The sequence below is a fragment of the Luteococcus sanguinis genome, assembly GCF_039527675.1.
GTDB lineage: Bacteria > Actinomycetota > Actinomycetes > Propionibacteriales > Propionibacteriaceae > Luteococcus > Luteococcus sanguinis.
Genome location: NZ_BAAAKI010000013.1, coordinates 73,320 through 92,674, shown reverse-complemented (window position 1 = coordinate 92,674; position 19,355 = coordinate 73,320). Strand labels below are relative to the sequence as shown.

Sequence of the window (19,355 nt, the reverse complement as noted above, 5' to 3'; positions counted from 1 at the left end):
GGCAGTGGCGTCGCCGCGATGGCCTAGTCTGGTGCGGCACACCCGTCAGGCCGCGCACCGTCTATGCGTGGCCTCAGAAAGGAATAGCTGCATGCTGCGCACCCATGAGGCCGGGACCCTGTCCAAGGCCGACGTCGGTACCTCCGTCACCCTCGCCGGATGGGTCGCCAAGCGGCGCGACCACGGCGGCGTTGCCTTCATCGACCTGCGCGACGCCTCGGGCATCTGCCAGGTCGTCGTCCGCGACGAGTACCTCGAGAAGGCAGGCATCCACGACCTGCGCAATGAGTTCTGCATCACGGTGACCGGCGTCGTCGACGCCCGCACGGATGAGAACATCAACCCCAACATCGCCACCGGCGAGGTCGAGGTCGCCATCCGTGAACTGTCGGTGCTGAACGCCGCCGCGACGCTGCCTTTCCAGATCGACGAGCGCATCACCGTCGGTGAGGACGCCCGCGTCAAGTACCGCTACCTGGACCTGCGCCGCCAGCGCCAGCACGACGCGCTTGTGCTGCGCTCCAAGGTCACGTCCGCGATCCGCAATGTGCTTGACGGCAAGAACTTCTACGACATCGAGACCCCGACGCTGACCCGCTCGACGCCCGAGGGCGCGCGCGACTTCCTGGTGCCGGCCCGTCTGGCTCCTGGTTCCTGGTACGCGCTGCCGCAGAGCCCCCAGCTGTTCAAGCAGCTGCTGATGGTGGCCGGCATGGAGCGCTACTACCAGATCGCGCGCTGCTACCGCGACGAGGACTTCCGCGCCGACCGCCAGCCCGAGTTCACCCAGCTCGACATCGAGATGAGCTTCGTCGACCAGGACGACGTGATCGCGCTCGGCGAGGCCGTCATGGCCGCCTGCTGGAAGCTGATCGGCGTCGACATGCCGCTGCCGCTGCCCCGGATGACCTGGCACGACGCCATGGACAACTACGGCTCCGACAAGCCCGACCTGCGCTTCGACCTCAAGATCCGTGAGCTGACCGGATTCTTCGTTGACACGCCGTTCCGCGTCTTCCAGAACCCCTACGTGGGCTCGGTCGTCATGCCCGGCGGCGGTTCGCAGCCACGTCGCCAGTTCGACGCCTGGCAGGAGTGGGCCAAGCAACGCGGCGCCAAGGGCCTGGCCTACGTCACCGTGGGTGAGGACGGCGAACTGGGCGGCCCCGTCGCCAAGAACATCTCCGAGACCGAGCGGATGGGCCTGGCCGAGGCGGCCGGCGCCAGCCCCGGCGACTGCATCTTCTTCGCCGCGGGCGAGCGGGAGAGCTCCCAGGAACTGCTGGGTGCCGCTCGTCTGGAGATCGGACGCCGAACCGGCCTGATCGACGAGAACGCCTGGAGCTTCCTGTGGGTCGTCGACGCGCCGATGTTCAAGTCGGCCGCCGCCGCGACCGCGTCGGGCGACGTGGCGCTGGGCGAGGGCAAGTGGACCGCCGTCCACCATGCCTTCACCTCGCCCAAGCCCGAGTTCTGGGACACCTTCGACGCCGACCCCGGTTCGGCCCTGTCGTACGGCTACGACTTCGTCTGCAATGGCAACGAGGTGGGCGGTGGCTCGATCCGTATCCACCGTCGCGACATGCAGGAGCGGGTGTTCTCCGTGATGGGCATCGGCGAGGAGGAGGCGCAGGAGAAGTTCGGCTTCTTGCTGGACGCCTTCAAGTTCGGCGCCCCGCCGCACGGTGGCATCGCCTTCGGCCTCGACCGTCTGGTGATGCTGCTCGGCGGCTTCGACACCATCCGCGACGTCATCGCCTTCCCGAAGACCGGCAATGGCTACGACCCGCTCACCCAGGCGCCCGCGCCGATCACGGACAAGCAGCGCAAGGAAGCCGGCGTCGACGCCAAGCCCGAGAAGAAGGACGACAAGAAGGACGACAAGAAGGACGACAAGAAGGACGAGAAGTCGGCGGATAAGGCCGAGGCCGCCGAGGCCAAGGCCCAGCCGGCCGACGCCAGCTGACCCTCCCGCACGGATCAGTCCCCCAAGGGCCGGATCAGTCCCCGTCAACGGGGACTGATGTGACCCGCGGGGGACTGATGTGTCTGGTCCATCTGGACGATCCGGTCGGCGCGGCGCGCCAGTTCGCGGTCGTGGGTGACCAGCAGGGTCGCCAGGCTGCGTTCGTCGGTCACCTCGCGGACAAGATCGAGAACCGCGTTCCCGGCCTCCGCGTCCAGAGCGGAAGTGGGCTCGTCCAACAACAGCACCTCGGGATCGACGACCAGAGCCCGGGCCAGTGCGACCCGCTGGCGCTGCCCGCCGGAGAGTTGGTGCGGACGTCGATCTCCCAGGCCACCCAGCCCCACGCGGTCCAACAGCTCCAGGGCCTTGGGACGGGCATCGCGGAGCGCACGTCCCCTGGTGCCGGCGACGTGCAGCGGCAACAGCACCTGCTCGGTGGCGGTCAGCGGTGCCAGCAGATTGGCCTGCTGGAAGACCAGCCCCAACCGCCCCGAGACGTTCACGGTCCCGGAATCGGGCGTCACGAGACCAGCGGCCACGGCCAACAGGGTCGACTTGCCGGAACCAGACGCGCCGACCAGGGCCACCAGTTCACTCGCGGCGACCTGGAGGCCTGCGCGGTCGAGGATGGTGCGCTGGACCGGACCGTCGGCGCGGGTGACGGTGACATCGGACAGGGTGAGCATCAGTTGCCTCCAAGGGCGAGCAGGGGGTCGACGGTGGTGACGCGGCGGGTGGCGAGCACGGACCCGAGCAGCCCGACTGCCAGTACGCCGAGGGCGGGGACGACGGTGGTGCCCGGCGCCACCAGGACGGGCACGGCGCGGGCCGCCAGCAACGCCAGGCCAGTACCGAACAGGCTGCCGAGTGCCACCCCGGCGGCGAGCAGCAGCGCTGCCTGGCCGAGCGAGTCGCCCAGCACATAGCGCCGGGTGGCGCCCAGCGCGCGCAGTACCGCGATGTCGCGCGTCCGCTGCACCGTCCAGACGCTCAGGAAGGCCAGCACCACAAGTCCGCTGACCCCGTACAGGAAGCCCTGGATGGTGACCAGCGAACCGTGCTCGGACGAGTAGCCGGGCAGGGCGGCGATGGCGTCCGTACGGGAGAGTTCGACCAGGCCGGAGCCGGTCAGCTCGACGTCGCCATCGACGAGCAGCGCAGTGGCCTGTCCGGCGGGCAGGTGGCCGATGGCATTGGCGTCCGCGACGCTCGTCCACGCCACGGCTTGGTGCGACCAGGACAGGTCGTCGTCCACGGCTGCGACCCGCAGGCGCGTGCCGTTGAGCTCCAGGGTCGAGCCAACCTCGGCGCCGAGGTCCTCCGCAGTGCTCCGACCCAAGGCCACGGTCCCGGCCGGGTGGTTTGCATCGCTGCCCAGCACGACGACCGAACCGGTCCGTCCGTCCAGTTCCATCCGAGCGCGGGTCACGACCAGGGGTCGGACGGGCTGGGCGCCGGTGAGCCGGGTGACGGTGGCGGGTTCGATCACCGAGTCGTCCCAGGAGATCTGGTCGCCGGTGGGAGACAGGAGCACCGACTGCCCGGGCAAGGAGTCGAGCGCGGACGTGTTCTGGGCACCGAGGCCACGGGTGAGGGACGACAGCAGGACGAGCAGCACGGTGACGAGCGCGACGACGGTGGTCATCAGCGCGAATCGTCCCCTGGCGAAGCGAATGTCACGGATTGCGAGGAACATGGCAACCAGTCCAGCCGCCAGCACCGCCAGCGCCATCGGCGCTCCCGGACCGTCCCCGCCGTCGAAGGGACGTCGTCGGGATCATCAAAACGGACGATGCCCAGCGTTCGCGCCCGGCGCACGCCCGGCCCTAGGCTGAACGGGATGTACGCCCACCCCGAGTCCGCCGGCGCCTTGGTTCGCCGCGCGATGCATGCCGCCTTCGTGGTGCTGCTCGGCGTGGGCGTCGTCGTCAGTCTCTCCGACGACCACCGGGCGCGAGTGTGGGCGTCTGCGGCGGCGGTTGCGATCGTCTATGCCGGCGGCATCGGTTGGCAGGCATCACGGCCGTCCCGGGCCCGGGACCGTCGTGCGGGCCTGGTCTGGATCACCGCCCTGGTGCTGGTGTGGACGATCGCCTGCCTGAGCGGACAGGGTTTCGTCTGGTTGGCCTTCCCCTTGTTCTTCCTCGCCTTGTTCATCGTCGCGGCGCCGTGGTCATTGCTGTTGGTGGCCATGATGGTGGTCTGGTGCGGGGCCCTGCCCCTGTTGCGCGGTGGCCCCTGGACACTCGGCGCACTGCTCGGGCCGGCCCTGGCTGCCCTGTTCGCCGTGGGGGTTCACCGTGTGGTCGCGTGGCTGCGGGCCGACGCACTGACGCGTGCCTCTGTGCAGGAGCGGGAACGGCTGGCCAGCGAGGTGCACGACACCATCGCGCAGGGTCTGAACGCCATCGTGCTGCTGGCCCGACAGGGTAGCGCTGACGTGCTGCCAGAAATCGAGCGCACCGCTCGAGAGAACCTCGCCGTCGCCCGGGACATCGTCCGAGCCGGGGACGAGGGTTCCACGGTCACCGACCGCGTCCGTGCGGCCGCCGCGGCAGCTGGACGACAGGCCACCGCGATGGGCCAGCCAGTACAGGTTGAGTGCCGGGTCGAGGGTGTCGAAAGGCTGCTGGCCACCGAACGGGCGCAGTTGCTGGTGCTCGCGGCCAGCTCGCTGCTGTCGAATGTCGTCCGGCATGCCGCGGCCAGCCGTTGCGTGGTGACGTTGACCCATCTGCCGGACGAGGTGACCCTCGACGTGGCCGACGACGGACGAGGCTTCGACCCGGCCACCAGCACGGGTTTCGGCCTGCGGGCCCTTCGGCGCCGCGTCGAGTCGGCGGGTGGCGCCCTGTCGGTGGAGTCGGAGCCAGGCGCTGGCACCACGGTCGGCCTGGTGCTTCCGCAGGAGGCAGCATGACGCGCGTAGCGGTCGTCGACGATCATGCCATCGTCCGCGGGGGACTGGTCGCGCTGCTGTCCGCCCGTCCGGGGATCCAGGTCGCAGGAGAGGCTGGCACCGCCGCCGAGGCCGTCGCGCTCATCGACCGGCTGGTCACCACCGAAGAGGGCGTCGATGTCGTCTTGATGGACCTCAACCTGGGCACCGGCGAGGGCGGGGTCGCCGCCACCCGGACGATCCTGGCCCGCCACCGCGACGTCCGGGTGGTGGTGCTGACCACCTTCGACGCGGACGCAGACATCCTCGACGCCCTGGCCGCTGGCGCGTCCGGCTACATGCTCAAGGACTCCCCGGTCGAGGAACTGGTCGCCGCGATCGAACGCGCCGAGCCCACCAGCCCGGCCCTGTCGACGTCGGTGCAGGCACGCGTGGTGGCGCGCGCGATCCGTCCCGACGACCAACTCAGCCCCCGCGAACTGGAGATCCTGGCGGCACTGGCGCAGGGGGCGTCCAACCGGCAACTGGCCAAGGAACTGTTCATCAGCGAGTCGACCGTCAAGACCCATCTGGCCCACCTGTTCGCCAAGCTGGGAGTCGACAACCGGACCGCCGCCGTGGCAGAGGGACGCCGTCGTCGGCTGGTGCGCTGACCCGTTCACCGGCTGTTCCACAGCCCCTTGTAGGTTGGGCGCATGGCCTACGAACCCACCTGGATCACCCTGCCCGGCGTCGTGAACATGCGAGACCTGGGTGGGCAGCCAGTGGCCACCGGCGGACGCATCCGCGCAAACACCTACCTGCGCAGCGACAACCTGCAGGACCTGTCGCCCGAGTCGGTCCGTCGCGTCGTGGACGATTTGGGCGTCACCGACATCGTCGACCTGCGCACCGACGTGGAGCGCGTCTCCACTGGCCCCGGCCCGCTGGCCGACGAGCCCGGCCTCAGCTTCCACGAGCTGACCATGTACCCGGAGGAGTCCGACGAGACGGGCATCCCGGACGACGATGACGACTCCAACGATCCCGTCTTTCCCTGGCAGGGCACCTGGGACGGCGCCTCCCGCGCCGAGAATGGCCACGAGGAACACCTGGCCCGCCACTACCTCGGCTACCTGGACCGCCGTCCCGACAATGTCATCCGCGCCCTGCGTGCCATTGCCGCCGCGGACGGCGCGGTGGTCGTCCACTGCGCCGCGGGCAAGGACCGCACCGGGACGATCACCGCACTCGCGCTGTCGGCCGTCGGCGTCCCCCGCGAGGTCGTCATCGCCGACTACGACGCGACCAACCAGGTGATCGAGAAGATCTTCGAGCGATTGTCCACCTCGCGCACCTATGCCGCCGACCTGTCAGGCCAGACCATCAAGGACCAGACCACCCCGGCCGAGACGATGGAGATGCTGCTGGACGCCGTGGACCAGACCTATGGGGGAGTGGACGGGTGGTTGCGCGCCCACGGCTGGACCGATGCCGACCAGGAGGCCTTGGTGACCAAGCTCGTCGACAGCGCGGCCGTCGACAGCGCGGCCGCGGACAAGGCATGATGCCCCGGTGAGCATCGTTCCCCGCGCCTGGCAGGCCAAGACCAACGTCACCATGACCGAGCAGACCATCGAGGTCGCCGACGGGGCGATTCCCGCCAAGCTCTTCCTGCCCGAGCTCGGCCACGGCGCCGGGATCGTCGTGGTGCACGAGATCTTCGGCGTCTCCAACTACATCCTGCAGCGCGCGGCCGACCTGGCCGACGAGGGCTGGACGGTGCTCGTCCCGAACCTCTACTGGCGCATCGGCGGGGGAGTCGTGGGGGACGACGAACCGGACGCGCTCCCGAAGGCGACGGAGATGATGGGCGCCAACCCCTGGGACGACACGGTCGCCGACATCCGCGCCTGTGTCGCAGCCCTGCGCACGCACGCCGAGACCGGCGGCCGGGTGGGCCTGATGGGCTTCTGCTACGGCGGCGGCCTGGCCTATGCGGCGGCTTCCGGGGTGCAGGCGCCCGTCGCCCCCGACGCGCTGGTGAGCTACTACGGTTCCGCGCTGCCCCAGCTGGTGGACACCATCCCGGTCGTCGACGTCCCGTCCCTGCACCACTTCGGGGAGAAGGACGCCTACATCCCCTTTGCGCAGGCCCGCCACATCGCCGAGGTGGTCACCACCGGCGACAATGCCGAGTTCTGCTCGTGGCCGGGTGCCGGGCACGCCTTCGACAACCCGAACCCGCTCTTCCACCACCAGGTGTCCAGCGAGGGGGCCTGGGAGACCACGCTGACCTGGCTGTATGAGCACCATCCGGCGGAGCCGGTGAATGCGCCGGGCCCTGCGGAGCCTCTTCGGTGAGCGAGCGGGTCTTCAACTACCCCTTCGGCGACATCCACGCCCTGTACGTCACGAAGGTCGAGCGCAAGGGCAAGACGCGCGCCGAGCTGGACGACCTGATCGGCTGGCTCACCGGCTATGACGAGGCCGGGTTGCAGGACGCCGTCGATGACGGACGGACCCTGCGGGAATTCTTCGCCAAGGCACCGGCGATGAACCCGAACACCGACAAGATCACCGGTCTGATCTGCGGGATGCGCGTCGAACAGATCGAGGACCCGCTGATGCAGCAGATCCGCTGGATGGACAAGGTCGTCGACGAGCTGGCTCGCGGGAAGAAGATCGCCTCCATCAAGCGCTCTTGAATCGAGCCGTGAATCGTTGGGGAAACTCGCCTACCACCGGTGGAGCGCAGTTTCCCCAATGATGAAGCTCGGCACACGGGGTCAGGGTGCCAGCAGCCGAGATGGGCGGGAGTCCGCGTGCAGTTCTCCCAGTCCGACCGCAGCACGGCGTAGGCGACGCTGTCGAGGTGGCGTCCATCACCGGTGGGCCAGCCCTGCCGGTAGTGAGCCTCCTGCACCCAGCCGGCACGCTCGAAGGTCATTCGCATCGGGAGGTTGTCCGCGCGGGTGTGCCCCTCGAAGCGGTGGACGTGTTCCATGGCGGTGAAGACATGGTCGGTGGCAGCGCGCAGCACCTCGACGCCGAGACCCCGTCCCCGGAATTCCTCCGCAAGCCGGAGGTCGAACAGGGGAGTGGGATCGTCGAGGTCCTCGAAACGCATGATGCCGATTCGTCCCAGCTCGTCGTGCTCGACCCAATAGGTGTCGCACGTGTCGTCGCGGTAGGCGCCTTGGTCGATCGACTCGCGCACCTGATCGGTGGTGCGTCGGACCAGGACATGGAAGGGCCACTGGTTTTTGACGATGAACTGGACCAGGGCCTCGCGGTCGGTGCCAGTGGGGTCCAGACGGGTCAGCGCAATCATGGACGCGAGGCTAGCGGCCCCAGCCTGGCGGGCACCACAGGTTCTCGGCTGGGTGACGGCCGACGCCAATCAGTCGCCGATGGCCCCGTCGGCCAGCTCACGCAGCAGGTCCAGGTGGCCGACGTGGCGGGCGTACTCCTCGATCAGGTGCACGAGGATCCAGCGCAGGCTGTAGCTGCCCTCGCCGGGCTCGCGGGACGCGCGAACCCCCAGCGCGTCCAGGTCCGCGGCGGCGAAGGTCACCCGGGCGTTCGCCACCGCCCGGTCGAACCACTCCAACAGGTCGGCGGCGCGATCGCCTTCTGCCTCCCACTCCCAGTCGCCCTCGGTCTGCTGCCAGCCAGTGCGCCAGGGCTCGTCCAGCTCCTCGACGTCGAGCCCGGCGAAGCAGCCGCGTGCCCACCAGGTCTCGACGCTGGCGAGGTGCTTGATGATCGCGCCGATGCTCATGGTGGACGGGTGTCCGGGAAGGCGTTGGCGCAACTGCTCGTCCGACAGGCCCTCGGCCTTGCGGCGGGCGACAGCGCGGTAGAAGTCCAGGAACTCATCCAGCGTGGTGCGCTCGCTGCTGGCCAGTCCGATCTCGGGCAGGGGGGTTGTCATGGCGACACGTTAGCGGCCACTGTGGCGAGGCGGTGAGGGATTTCCTGCCTCAGGCGATGTCATCGTGGGCGGCCCGCATCGCGATCGGGAGTCCCGCCGCGAAGGCCAGCACCAGCGCGACCAGCACGCCGATGTTCGAGGCGACCCAGGCACCCGTCCGGCCACCCAGGCCCAGCGGACCCAACAGGTAGCCCTGCCAGTCGAGCCAGCCGGCCGAGACATTGGTGACCAGGCCGAAGCCGATGACGCAGCAGGCGAGCATCGCCAGCAACGCCGGCCACCGGACCGCCTCAGCGCGATCGAAGAGTTGCTCGTCCGGGTAGCCCTCGCGCCAGCGGACCAACAGGTCGGCACCGAAGATGCCCGTCCACGCCGCCAGCGGGACCCCCAAGGTGGTCAGGAAACCCTCGAAGGGGGTGAGGAAGTCGGGGGAGAACCAGACCACCAGCACGACCCCGGCGAGCACCAGCACGCCGTCCACCAGCGCGGTCGACCAGCGCGGCAGCCGGACCCCGATCGCGAGCAGCGCCAGACCAGAGGAGTAGATGTCGATGACAGCCCCGGCCACCAGTGCGGTGACCGCGACCAGCCAGAAGGGGACGACGAACCACAGGGGCAACATGTTGGTCAGCGCGCCGATCGGGTCGTCCACGATCGCGGCCATCAGCGCCGGGTCGGACCCGCACAGCAGCAACCCGAAGACGATGAAGACTGCCACCGGAACGGTGCCGCCCAGGGTGGTCCACCCGACCAGGCTGGAGCGGGACGCGTTCCGGGGCAGGTAGCGGGAGTAGTCGGCGGCGCAACTGGTCCAGCCGACGCCGAAGCCGCAGAAGACCATCACCGCGGCGCCGATCATGGCGCTGGCGCCACCCGAGGGCAGCGACTGCAGCGCACCCCACCGGACGTGCGGCAGGGCGAGCACCAGGTAGACGAGGCTGACGATGATGACCGCGGAGGTGATCCACTTCTGGGAGGCCATGATCGCGTCGAAGCCGAGCACGCCCAGGCCGACGACGATGGCCTCCATCACGAGCAGCACCGCCACCATGAAACCCGTCCCCGCGTGCAGGCCCAGCCGTTCGGCCACCGTTGCGGTCGACAGCACCGCGAGTGAGGTGAGGACGATCTCCCAGCCGACCACGAGCAGGTAGCCGACGATGCCAGCGGGGATGTTGCCCCAGCGTCCGAAGACCCGCCGAGACAGCACCATCGTCGGCGCCGAGCCGCGCTGGCCCGCCAGCGAGACCAGCCCGACCAGGGCGAAGGAGCCCACGACCGAGAGCAGCGAGATGACCAGCGCCTGCCAGAACGAGAGTCCGTACCCGAGCAGGTAACCGCCCCAGGAGATGCTCAGGACGTGGATGTTGCCGGCCGCCCAGGGCCAGAACTGGCTGCGCGGACGTCCTTTGCGAGCGTGCTCGGGGATGACGTCGATGCCGTGGGTTTCGATCGTGGTGGTGGACACGTCTGCCAACTGTGCACCACGGACGCGGATCAGTGCGTGTGTGTCTGCTGCTTGATCGCTTCCCTCACCTGTTCGGGGGAAAGCCCCTGGCTGAGCAGGTCGGTCACCCACGCCACCAGCGCGTCCGAGGTGAAGTCGCCACCGGAGACCGCACCCACCGACAACAGGCCCTGGCTGACGGCGTACCGACCGAGGTGCACACCACCGTGGGGGCACTGGGTGGTGACCACCAGCACGGTGCCGGCGTCGTTGGCCTGCTGCAGCGCGTCGAGCAGTTCCGGGTCGTCGTCGGGGGCGTTGCCGGTGCCGTAGGCCCGCAGCACCACGGCCTCGGGGGCGGGGGTCAGCAAAGACCGGACGCGCGAGGCCTGTAGCCCCGGGTGCAGCGTCAGCACGACCAGGTCCACCGGACGGTAGGGCTTGCGCGGGCCTGGGGTTGGCGCGCCGCCCGCCATGCTCGCCGCCGGCTCGATGTCGCGGACGACGAGTCGTCCGTTGTGCGTCATGGTCGCCAGCGGCGGCAGGTTGACGCTGTCAAAGGCGTGGTCGTCCTCGGAAGAGATCTTGGTGGCGTGGTGGCCCGCAACCAGGGTGCGGTCGAAGTAGATCGAGACCCCAGAGACCCGAGGGTGCAGGGCGGCCCGGATCGCGCCGGACACATTGGCGGGCGCATCGCTGTCGGGCAGCACCAGGGACCGCTGCGCCCCGGTCAGCACCACCGTCCGCCCAGTGCCGCGCAGGGCAAAGTGGACGGCCGCGGCGCTGAAGCCGAGCGTGTCCGTGCCGTGCAGCACGACGAAGGCATCGAACTCATCCGCGCGTGACTCCACCGCGTCCACGATCCGCTGCCACTCCTGGGGACGGGCATTGGACGAGTCGATCAGCGGTTCGAGGCTGACCAGCTCGAAGGCCACGCCGGGCAGTTCGCGGGCGACGAGCTCGCGCAGCCAGCCGTCCAGGTCGGCGCCGGGAGCCCAGCCCTGGTCGGTCTCGACCATGCCCAGGGTTCCGCCGGTGTAGATGACCAACACCCGTCCGGTGGTGGCCATCAGGGGCGATCCTCGCGCTCGATCTCCGCCTCGACCGGGTCGCCGGACAAGATGCCGGTCTCCAGCAGGTCGGAGTCGATCCGACCCCGGACGACATACCAACCGGCCACCATCAGCAGCGCGATCAGGGCGAACAGGCCGATGGTGGGCTTGCCGATGTCGTCCGCGAACCACATCATCACGATGATCCCGAGCAGGAAGACGATGGTGACCAGGTTGGTCCACGGAGCCCAGAAGAGGCGGTACTTGGGACGTGCGTAGAGGCCCTGCTTGGCCTTGTTCACGAAGATCCAGTGGCTGACCATGATCGAGATCCAGGTGCCGGCGATGCCGATGCCGGCCAGGTTCATCACGATGTCGAAGGCCTGGCTTGGGTAGACGTAGTTGATCAGCACGCCGATCAGGCCGAGCCCGGCGGTGATCGTGATGCCGCCGAAGGGAACGTTGAAGCGGTTCATCCGAGCGGCGAAGGCGGGCGCGGAACCCGCGACCGCCATCGAGCGCAGCGTCCGTCCGGTGGCGTACAGGCCGGCGTTGAGCGACGAGAGCGCGGCGGTCAGCACGACCAGGTTCATGATCGACCCGGCGTTGTGCACGCCGATCGCGTTGAAGAAGGTGACGAAGGGCGACTCGGCCTTGGAGTAGGCGGTCCAGGGCATCAGCATGGTGAACAGCACCACGGAGCCGACGTAGAACAGACCGATGCGCCACATCATCGAGTTCACGGCGCCCGGCATGATCTTCTCCGCGTCCTCGGCCTCGCCGGCTGCGACGCCGACCATCTCCGTGCCACCGAAGGCGAAGACGACGCCCAGCGCGAGGGTGACCATCGGGGCGATGCCGTTGGGGAACCAGCCGCCGTGGGAGGTGATGGTGCCGAAGCCGGGGGTGTTGCCGGCGACCTCGTGGCCGGTGGCGATGAAGTACACGGCCACCAGCATGAAGCCGACGATGGCGGCGACCTTGATCATCGCGAACCAGAACTCGAACTCGCCGAAGAACTTCACGCTGAGCATGTTCATCGTGAACACGATGGCCAGCGCGACCAGGGCGATCACCCACTGTGGGATGGAACTGAAGATCGTCCAGAAGTGGACGTAGAGGGCGACGGCCGTGATGTCGGCCATCACCGTGGTGCACCAGTCCAGGAAGAAGAGCCAGCCCGTGACGTAGGCACCCTTCTCGCCCATGAACTCCCGGGCATAGCTGACGAAGGCTCCCGAACTCGGACGATGGATCGTCAGCTCGCCCAGTGCCCGGACCATCAGGAAGGCGATGATGCCGCAGACGGCATAGACGAAGGCCAGCGACGGTCCGCCGGCGGCCAGTCGTCCGCCGGCGCCGAGGAAGAGCCCCGTGCCGATGGAGCCGCCAATGGCGATCATCCGGATGTGACGGGGTTTCAGCTGCTTCTCGTAGCCATGGTCGGACTTGTCCTGCGCGATGGGTGCCGTGCGTGCGGGTTCGGTTGTACTCATCGGCCCTCCGGGGTGGGATGCGGTGGCTGGTGCGACGGTCAAACACTAGGGCGTTCTGGTGCAGGCACCGTCGGCGGGTCACGGCGACTAGGCTCGTCGGCGATGACGGACCTGTTCGGAAACCCAGACCCCAGCGACCTTCCGCCCGCAGCTTCTGCGACGGGAGGGTCGCTGACTGGCGCCAGCCATGATCAGCTGCCGCTGGCGGTCCGGCTGCGCCCGCGCACCATCGACGAGATCGTCGGCCAGCAGCACCTGCTGGCACCCGGCTCGCCCTTGCGGCGTCTGGCCGAGGGGACCGCCGCCATGTCGGTCTTCCTGTGGGGACCACCCGGGGTCGGCAAGACGACGATCGCCGCCGTCGTCTCACACGCCACCAACCGACGCTTCGTCGAGGTGTCCGCGGTGACGGCCGGGGTCAAGGATGTCCGCGCCGAGCTGGAGACCGCCCGCAAGGAACTGGCCCACGGACGTCCGACGGTGCTCTTCGTGGACGAGGTGCACCGCTTCAGCAAGGCCCAGCAGGACGTCCTGCTGCCCGCCGTCGAGAACCGGCTGGTGACGCTGATCGCGGCCACCACGGAGAACCCCTCCTTCTCGGTCATCTCGCCGCTGTTGTCCCGCTCGCTGCTGCTGACCCTCAAGCCCCTGACCGACGACGACATCGCGTCCCTGCTCGACCGCGCACTGACCGACGAGCGGGGGCTCCGGACCCGCGAGGGTGGCCTGTTCAGCATCGACACGGAGGCGCGCTCCACGCTCGTGCGGCTTGCGGGGGGCGACGCGCGCCGGGTGCTGACCTTCGTCGAGGAGGCCGCGGCTGGTGCCGAGGCGATCGGCTCGGACGTCATCACGCCCGAGGTGGTCGAGAAGGCCGTCGACCGGGCCGCGATCCGTTACGACAAGGACGGCGACCAGCACTACGACGTGATCAGCGCCTTCATCAAGTCGTGCCGCGGTTCCGACGTGGACGCTGCGCTGCACTACTTGGCCAGGATGCTGTCGGCCGGGGAGGATCCGCGTTTCATTGCCCGCCGGTTGATCATCCTGGCCAGCGAGGACGTCGGGATGGCTGCCCCTGGTGTGCTGCAGACAGTGGTCGCGGCCGCCCAGGCGGTCCAGATGATCGGGATGCCCGAGGGCCAGCTCACGCTGGCCCATGCGACGGTTGCGGTCGCCATGGCACCCAAGTCGAATGCGGTGACCACGGCGATCGGAGCCGCCATGGCCGACGTCGATGCCGGACGCATCGGCCAGGTCCCCGAGCACCTGCGCGACGCGCACTATGCCGGCGCCAAGAAGCTGGGTCACGGCCGGGGCTACCGGTACGCCCACGACCACGCTCACGGCGTGGCCAAGCAGCAGTACCTGCCCGACGAGCTGGTCGACCAGCGCTACTACCAGCCCACCGACCACGGCCACGAGGCGCAGATCACCGAAAGGATGGCCGCGATCCGGCAGCTCCTGGGACGCGACGGCTGAGCCGCCGGCAGCCCTGAAAACGTGGGCAACTCAGCAGATGGAACCTTCCATTCGCCGAGCTGCACCCAGACTCCAGGTCTTCAGGGGGCCTCGCCGCAGATCAGCTGACGCGGGCCAGGAAGGCCTTCGTGCGCTCCTGCTTCGGGTTCGACAGCACCTCGTCCGGGCTGCCCTGCTCGACCACGACACCACCGTCCATGAAGACGACCCGGTCGGCGACCTCGCGGGCGAAGCCCATCTCGTGGGTGACGACGACCATCGTCATGCCCTTGGCGGCCAGGTCACGCATCACGGCCAGCACCTCGCCCACCAGCTCGGGGTCGAGGGCAGAGGTGGGCTCGTCGAAGAGCATGATGGCGGGGTCCATCGCCAGGGCGCGGGCGATCGCCACGCGCTGCTGCTGGCCCCCGGACAGCTGCGAGGGATAGGCGGACTCCTTGTCGTCAAGGCCCACCTGTGCCAGCAGCTCGCGGGCACGCCGCTCCGCGTCCGCCTTGGCGAGCTTCTTGACGACGATCGGGGCCTCGGTGACGTTCTCCAGCACGGTCTTGTGCGGGAAGAGGTTGAACTTCTGGAAGACCATGCCCAGCGTCGAACGTTGCCGGGCGATGTCGGCGTCGGTGCGTCGGTAGAGCTTCCCGTCGCGCTCCTCGATGCCGATCAGTTCACCGTCCACCCAGATGCGTCCGCCGGTGAGGGTCTCCATCTGGTTGATCAGGCGCAGGAAGGTCGTCTTGCCCGAGCCGGACGGCCCCAACAGGCAGACGACCTCACCGCGGTGCACGTCCAGGTCGATGCCCTTGAGCACTTCGAGGTCACCGAAGTTCTTGTGGACATTGAGGGCACGCACCTGCACCTCGCCCGGGGTCCGGCCGGTCTGGTCGTCCTGGACGATCTGGTCGTTCTGGAGGTTCTGGTCGTTCTGGAGGTTCTGGTCGTTCTGGAGGTTCTGGAGGTTCTGGGCGTTCTGGCTCATCAGTGGTCGCTTCCCGTGTAGCTGAGCGGCGAGTGGCCGCGTCCGAACCGCTTCTCCAGCCATGACTGCCCGATCATCAGGATCGTCGTGGTGATCAGGTAGTACAGCGTCGCGGCGACATAGACCGGCATCATCTTGTACCAGTTGGTGCCGATCAGGCGCAGCTGCCACAACAGCTCCGTGGTCAGCGGCAGCGCCGACAGCAGCGAGGTGTCCTTGAACATGGCGATGGTCTCGTTGCCCATCGGCGGGACGATGACGCGCATTGCCTGGGGCAGGACGATCCGTCGCATCGCCTGGTTGCGGTTCATGCCGAGCGCCGTCGCGGCCTCCAGCTGCCCGCGGTCGACCGACAGGATGCCGGCGCGCGCCACCTCGGACATGTAGGCGGCCTCGCTCATGCCCAGGCCGATGATCGCGCCGAAGAAACCGCTGAACAGGCGGTTCGCGTCCAGGTGCCAGGGCTGCAGGGAACCCGACAGCCCGAACAGGTGCAGGATCTGCTGGTCGTAGGGGATGCCGATGCCGATCTGCGCATTCGGGAAGAAGTAGCCCAGCGCTCCCATCATCATCAGCAGCACGTAGCGTGGGATGGAGCGGAAGAACCAGGCATAGGCGAAGGCGACGCCCGAGAGCAGCTTGTTGGGGCTCATCCGCATCACGGCCAGCAGCACGCCCCCGGCGACGCCCAGCACCATCGACAGCACCGTCACCAGACAGGTGCCGATGACGAAGCCCATGAACACGGGCGTCTGGCGCATCGCCAAGATGGTGAAGGGCCAGTCGAAGCCGCGGTTGGTGGCGAGTTGGTGCACCAGCATCAGCACCAGCAGGCCGACGATCACGCTCGCGATGGTGCGACCGGGGTGCCGGACGGGGATCGCGTCGATCGTCCCGGGACGCTCGGCCGCGCCAGCGGACGAGGTGTTGGTCGAGGACGTGGTCATACGGGGTTCACCTCGAAGGAGTCGATGGCGCCGTCGGTCTGGCCCCACTTGGCGAGGATGGCGTCGTACTGGCCGCCCTCCTTGAGTGCCTCCAGCGCCTGCTTGACGCCCTCGGCGAGCTCGGTGTCGGCCTTGGGCAGGACGATGCCATAGGGGGCGGAGTCATAGGACTCGCCCAGCGCCTCCATCGCACCGTCCGCGGTCTGGATCGCATAGTCGGTGATGGGCGAGTCGGCGCTCATCGCGTCCACGCGCCCGGAGATGACCGCGGTGGTGGCGTCGGCCTGCTCCTGGAAGCTCTTGATGTCGATCGGGTCTGCCGTGCAGGTGGTCTTCTGCAGGGCGGCCAGTTCGTCGTACTGCATGGTGCCGGTCTCGACGGCGATGGTGTGGCCGCAGGGCTTGGTGCGGTCGATGCCCAGCGGGTTGCCCGCCTTGACGGCCCACAGGGTTCCGGCATTGAGGTAGCTGACCATGTTCACCGACTTCTCGCGCTCGGCGGTGATGGTGAAGGAGGAGACGCCCGCGTCGTACTTGCTGGCCTGGACGCCGGTGATGATCAGGTCGAAGGGGGACTGCTGCCACTGCACGTCCACGCCCATCTTCTCGAAGACGGCGTCGTACAGGTCGATGTCCATGCCCACGATCTTGTCGCCCTCGGTGTACTCGTTGGGCTTGTAGGTCGCATTGGTGCCGATCACGATCTTCTTCGCCGACTGCACCTTCGCCGGCAGCTTCGCGGTGAGCGCGGCGTCGGGGGTGATCGGTGCGATGGACGCGGTGGCAGCGCCCGAGGCGCCGACGGGCGAGCCGGAGGTCTCCAGGGCATTGGAGCAGCCGACCGTAGCGGCCAGCGGGAGGAGGCTCGCGAGCACGGCGAGCCGACAGGGGTGCTTCACAACAAATCCTTCGGTGGGAGATGCGACTCGCCATCGTCCCACCGCAAGATTCGTTCCCCAAATCGCGTCCGGATGTCGATTGGCTCGGACGGGAGTGCCTCCGGCTGCCTCAGTGGGCGCGGAAGGCCTGCATGGACGCCGTGATCGACGCCCCGGACTGGTCGGTGCAGGTCACCGCGTCAAACTGCGAGGTGCAGGTGACATCGCCCAGCTGGAGCCGCTGGCCGTACCGCAGCACGCGGGCCTTCTCGACGTTGAACACCCCCTGGCTGGTGCAGTCGGCCTTCGCGCCATCCACCGACAAGGTGACGATGGGTGCGGAGTCCATGGTCGGACGGCTGCACTTCGGCAGGTTCGCGACGACGCGGTCGGACTGGCAGCCGGTCAACGTCCCCGTCTCGACCTCGAGCTGTCCGCAGTGCAGGTGCCCGGACGGGCTCACGAAGTAGTAGCCGGTGGACTGCTTGAACAGCGCGGCGTCCACCTGCGTCAGCACACTGGTTTCGGCGGCCGGGGATGCGCTGGACGCCGACGGCGTCGCGGACGCCGTGGGGGCCGCCGCGTTGCTCGGTGCGCTCGCCGTGGCTGATGGGGATGATGTCGTCGGCGCCGCGGGGATGGAGCTGGCGCTGGGGGGACTGGTGGCGACCGAACCAGTGGCCGTGCTCCCGGCGCTGCTCCCGGGGGTGGCGCTATCGGTGCCCGAGCACGCGACCAGCAGAAGGCAGGCAGAGGCGGCCAGGACGGTGATCGAATGGGTCCGCATGCGCCCATCCCATCATCCCGGAGGGGTCACCAGGGGAAGGGTTCGTAGTCCTTCAGGAAGACCCCGTACAGGTCGACGCCGTGCTCGCCCTGGACGACCGGGTCGTAGACCCGCGCGGCACCATCGACGAGGTCGAGTGGTGCGTGCCAGCCCTCGGCGGCGATCCGCAGCTTCTCGTCGTGCGGACGCTCGTCGGTGATCCAGCCGGTGTCGACCGCCGTCATCAGGATCTGGTCGGTCTCGAACATCTCCTGCGCGCTGGTGCGGGTCATCATGTTGAGCGCGGCCTTGGCCATGTTGGTGTGCGGGTGGCCGGCGCCCTTGTACCGACGTCCGAACTGGCCCTCCATCGCGGAGACGTTGACCACGTACTTGCGCCGCGCGGGCGACCGGCGCATCGCCTCACGCAACCGGCTGACCAGGATGAACGGGGCGGTTGCATTGCAGAGCTGGACCTCGAGCATCTCCAGCGGATCGACCTGGTCGACGGTCTTGGTCCACGAGTTGATGCTCGCCAGGTCGGGAAGCAGTCCGCCCGCGTCCAGCGCGGTGCCAGCCAGGTGGCGTTCCAGGGACGCATGCCCGGCCTCCAATGCCAGGGCGGTCATCGAGGCGGCCGACTGGCTGGCGAGTTCCCCGTTCAGCGAGCCTCCCGCGCCGACCAGCGATGCCGGGTGGGCCTCGGAGATCCGGTCGAAGGTGAGCATCCGGGGCATCGGACGATCACTCGGCAGCGCCGCCTTCTCACCCTCCACCAGGTGCGTGTAGGCGCCCGGCGAGCGCCGAACCGTCTGACAGGCGTTGTTGATCAGGATGTCCAGGGGTCCGCGGGCCGACACCTCGTCGGCCAGCGCCACCACCTGGGTTGGGTCTCGCAGGTCGATGCCGACGATGCCGAGGCGGTCGATCCACTGGTCAGAGTCGGGCATGGACGCGAACCGCCGCGCGGCGTCGTGCGGGAAGCGGGTGGTGATCGTCAGGTCGGCGCCGTCGCGCAGCAGGCGCAGGGCGATGTACATGCCGATCTTCGCGCGTCCGCCGGTGAGCAGCGCACGACGTCCGGTCAGGTCCGTGCCCTGGTCGCGTTTGGCGTGTGACTTCGCCGCACAGGCCGGGCAGAGCCAGTGGTAGAAGGCGTCGACCTGGGTGTAGTCGGTCTTGCAGATGTAGCAGTCGCGCGGCTCGATCAGTGTCCCGGCGACGGCTCCGGGAGCCGAGGACACCAGCGGGATGCCGGCGGTCTCGTCGTCGATCCGCTGTGGGGCGCCGGTCGCGGTCAGTGCCAGCACCGCATTGTCCGCGTCGATGATCGGCTGGCGGTAGGCGCGCTGGCGAGCCTGACGCACCTGCCGGCGAAAGCGGTTGAAGGCGACCTTGGCGGCAACCTGGTCGGGGTGGTCCGGGGGCAGGGCAGCCAACTCATCGAGGATCCGCCCGAGGGCGTCGAGGTCTGCTGGATCAATCCCCTCGAGTGGCTCGGGGTGCTTAGGGGCAGTGTCAGGCACC

General features: G+C 68.7%; 18 protein-coding genes and 1 pseudogene. 7 read left to right on the top strand and 12 right to left on the bottom strand.

The features are described 5' to 3' along the window. The first annotated feature begins 91 nt into the window (after positions 1-91). Entirely contained in the window at positions 92-1,966 is a 1,875-nt protein-coding gene (aspS, locus tag ABD089_RS09685) for an aspartate--tRNA ligase (RefSeq protein WP_343886156.1), read from the top strand. A gap of 44 nt (positions 1,967-2,010) precedes the next feature. On the opposite strand, the gene ABD089_RS09680 is transcribed toward aspS, so the two are convergent. Together ABD089_RS09680 and ABD089_RS09675 are read right to left on the bottom strand one after the other, a co-directional pair. Then, positions 2,011-2,655 carry an ABC transporter ATP-binding protein gene (locus tag ABD089_RS09680; RefSeq protein ID WP_343886155.1) on the bottom strand — a complete coding sequence of 215 codons (645 nt, stop codon included), beginning with the start codon at positions 2,653-2,655 and terminating at the stop codon, positions 2,011-2,013. Further along, on the bottom strand, positions 2,655-3,665 hold the full coding sequence (locus ABD089_RS09675) for an ABC transporter permease (protein WP_343886154.1): 1,011 nt from the start codon (positions 3,663-3,665) through the stop codon (positions 2,655-2,657). Before ABD089_RS09675 ends, ABD089_RS09680 begins: the two co-directional genes overlap by 1 nt. A gap of 144 nt (positions 3,666-3,809) precedes the next feature. On the opposite strand from ABD089_RS09675, the gene ABD089_RS09670 reads away from it, so the two are divergent. From ABD089_RS09670 to ABD089_RS09650, 5 genes are read left to right on the top strand one after another with little or no spacing between them, the layout of a single operon-like run. After that, complete coding sequence (locus ABD089_RS09670; RefSeq protein WP_343886153.1) at positions 3,810-4,889, top strand: sensor histidine kinase; 1,080 nt, start codon at positions 3,810-3,812, stop codon at positions 4,887-4,889. Continuing rightward, entirely contained in the window at positions 4,886-5,521 is a 636-nt protein-coding gene (locus ABD089_RS09665) for a LuxR C-terminal-related transcriptional regulator (RefSeq protein WP_343886152.1), read from the top strand. The genes ABD089_RS09670 and ABD089_RS09665 overlap by 4 nt, the downstream gene beginning before the upstream one ends. A gap of 42 nt (positions 5,522-5,563) precedes the next feature. Next, on the top strand, positions 5,564-6,415 hold the full coding sequence (locus ABD089_RS09660) for a tyrosine-protein phosphatase (RefSeq protein WP_343886150.1): 852 nt from the start codon (positions 5,564-5,566) through the stop codon (positions 6,413-6,415). A gap of 7 nt (positions 6,416-6,422) precedes the next feature. After that, positions 6,423-7,211 carry a dienelactone hydrolase family protein gene (locus ABD089_RS09655; RefSeq protein WP_343886149.1) on the top strand — a complete coding sequence of 263 codons (789 nt, stop codon included), beginning with the start codon at positions 6,423-6,425 and terminating at the stop codon, positions 7,209-7,211. Next, positions 7,208-7,555 (top strand): DUF2200 domain-containing protein, encoded by a 348-nt coding sequence (locus ABD089_RS09650; protein WP_343886148.1) that lies wholly within the window; start codon positions 7,208-7,210, stop codon positions 7,553-7,555. The genes ABD089_RS09655 and ABD089_RS09650 overlap by 4 nt, the downstream gene beginning before the upstream one ends. A 230-nt stretch (positions 7,556-7,785) precedes the next feature. On the opposite strand, the pseudogene ABD089_RS09645 reads toward ABD089_RS09650, so the two are convergent. From ABD089_RS09645 to ABD089_RS09625, 5 genes and pseudogenes are all read right to left on the bottom strand, one after another. Further along, a pseudogene (locus ABD089_RS09645) lies at positions 7,786-8,181 on the bottom strand (GNAT family N-acetyltransferase); the annotation flags it as partial. Positions 8,182-8,250: 69 nt separating this feature from the next. Beyond that, positions 8,251-8,784, bottom strand: coding sequence for a DinB family protein (locus ABD089_RS09640; protein WP_343886147.1), 534 nt, complete (start codon positions 8,782-8,784; stop codon positions 8,251-8,253). A 49-nt stretch (positions 8,785-8,833) separates the two neighbouring features. Further along, a complete protein-coding gene (locus ABD089_RS09635) occupies positions 8,834-10,252 on the bottom strand; it encodes a purine-cytosine permease family protein (protein ID WP_343886146.1) in 1,419 nt (472 codons plus the stop codon). Positions 10,253-10,281: 29 nt separating this feature from the next. Beyond that, positions 10,282-11,301, bottom strand: coding sequence for an asparaginase (locus ABD089_RS09630; RefSeq protein ID WP_343886145.1), 1,020 nt, complete (start codon positions 11,299-11,301; stop codon positions 10,282-10,284). Beyond that, entirely contained in the window at positions 11,301-12,779 is a 1,479-nt protein-coding gene (locus ABD089_RS09625) for an amino acid permease (protein ID WP_343886144.1), read from the bottom strand. The genes ABD089_RS09630 and ABD089_RS09625 overlap by 1 nt, the downstream gene beginning before the upstream one ends. Positions 12,780-12,881: 102 nt before the next feature. On the opposite strand from ABD089_RS09625, the gene ABD089_RS09620 reads away from it, so the two are divergent. Then, complete coding sequence (locus ABD089_RS09620) at positions 12,882-14,261, top strand: replication-associated recombination protein A (protein WP_343886143.1); 1,380 nt, start codon at positions 12,882-12,884, stop codon at positions 14,259-14,261. Positions 14,262-14,361: 100 nt separating this feature from the next. Here the strand turns inward: ABD089_RS09620 and ABD089_RS09615 are convergent, their stop codons facing one another. The 5 genes from ABD089_RS09615 to ABD089_RS09595 all read right to left on the bottom strand — a co-directional run bounded on the left by ABD089_RS09615 (position 14,362) and on the right by ABD089_RS09595 (position 19,354). Next, complete coding sequence (locus ABD089_RS09615) at positions 14,362-15,237, bottom strand: amino acid ABC transporter ATP-binding protein (RefSeq protein WP_343886142.1); 876 nt, start codon at positions 15,235-15,237, stop codon at positions 14,362-14,364. Then, positions 15,237-16,184 carry an amino acid ABC transporter permease gene (locus tag ABD089_RS09610; protein ID WP_343886141.1) on the bottom strand — a complete coding sequence of 316 codons (948 nt, stop codon included), beginning with the start codon at positions 16,182-16,184 and terminating at the stop codon, positions 15,237-15,239. The genes ABD089_RS09615 and ABD089_RS09610 overlap by 1 nt, the downstream gene beginning before the upstream one ends. Beyond that, a complete protein-coding gene (locus ABD089_RS09605) occupies positions 16,181-17,083 on the bottom strand; it encodes an ABC transporter substrate-binding protein (RefSeq protein ID WP_343886140.1) in 903 nt (300 codons plus the stop codon). Before ABD089_RS09605 ends, ABD089_RS09610 begins: the two co-directional genes overlap by 4 nt. Before the next feature lie 109 nt (positions 17,084-17,192). Further along, positions 17,193-17,849 carry a hypothetical protein gene (locus ABD089_RS09600; protein ID WP_343886139.1) on the bottom strand — a complete coding sequence of 219 codons (657 nt, stop codon included), beginning with the start codon at positions 17,847-17,849 and terminating at the stop codon, positions 17,193-17,195. A gap of 26 nt (positions 17,850-17,875) precedes the next feature. After that, a complete protein-coding gene (locus ABD089_RS09595) occupies positions 17,876-19,354 on the bottom strand; it encodes an SDR family NAD(P)-dependent oxidoreductase (protein ID WP_343886138.1) in 1,479 nt (492 codons plus the stop codon). Position 19,355: the final 1 nt, after the last annotated feature.

What these genes read in the sequence shown, in the direction of transcription:
- aspS (WP_343886156.1), top strand. Translation starts at nt 92, where the DNA reads ATGCTGCGCACCCATGAGGCCGGGACCCTGTCCAAGGCCGACGTCGGT.
- ABD089_RS09680 (WP_343886155.1), bottom strand. Translation starts at nt 2,655, where the DNA reads ATGCTCACCCTGTCCGATGTCACCGTCACCCGCGCCGACGGTCCGGTC.
- ABD089_RS09675 (WP_343886154.1), bottom strand. Translation starts at nt 3,665, where the DNA reads ATGTTCCTCGCAATCCGTGACATTCGCTTCGCCAGGGGACGATTCGCG.
- ABD089_RS09670 (WP_343886153.1), top strand. Translation starts at nt 3,810, where the DNA reads ATGTACGCCCACCCCGAGTCCGCCGGCGCCTTGGTTCGCCGCGCGATG.
- ABD089_RS09665 (WP_343886152.1), top strand. Translation starts at nt 4,886, where the DNA reads ATGACGCGCGTAGCGGTCGTCGACGATCATGCCATCGTCCGCGGGGGA.
- ABD089_RS09660 (WP_343886150.1), top strand. Translation starts at nt 5,564, where the DNA reads ATGGCCTACGAACCCACCTGGATCACCCTGCCCGGCGTCGTGAACATG.
- ABD089_RS09640 (WP_343886147.1), bottom strand. Translation starts at nt 8,784, where the DNA reads ATGACAACCCCCCTGCCCGAGATCGGACTGGCCAGCAGCGAGCGCACC.
- ABD089_RS09630 (WP_343886145.1), bottom strand. Translation starts at nt 11,301, where the DNA reads ATGGCCACCACCGGACGGGTGTTGGTCATCTACACCGGCGGAACCCTG.
- ABD089_RS09625 (WP_343886144.1), bottom strand. Translation starts at nt 12,779, where the DNA reads ATGAGTACAACCGAACCCGCACGCACGGCACCCATCGCGCAGGACAAG.
- ABD089_RS09620 (WP_343886143.1), top strand. Translation starts at nt 12,882, where the DNA reads ATGACGGACCTGTTCGGAAACCCAGACCCCAGCGACCTTCCGCCCGCA.
- ABD089_RS09615 (WP_343886142.1), bottom strand. Translation starts at nt 15,237, where the DNA reads ATGAGCCAGAACGCCCAGAACCTCCAGAACCTCCAGAACGACCAGAAC.
- ABD089_RS09610 (WP_343886141.1), bottom strand. Translation starts at nt 16,184, where the DNA reads ATGACCACGTCCTCGACCAACACCTCGTCCGCTGGCGCGGCCGAGCGT.
- ABD089_RS09600 (WP_343886139.1), bottom strand. Translation starts at nt 17,849, where the DNA reads ATGCGGACCCATTCGATCACCGTCCTGGCCGCCTCTGCCTGCCTTCTG.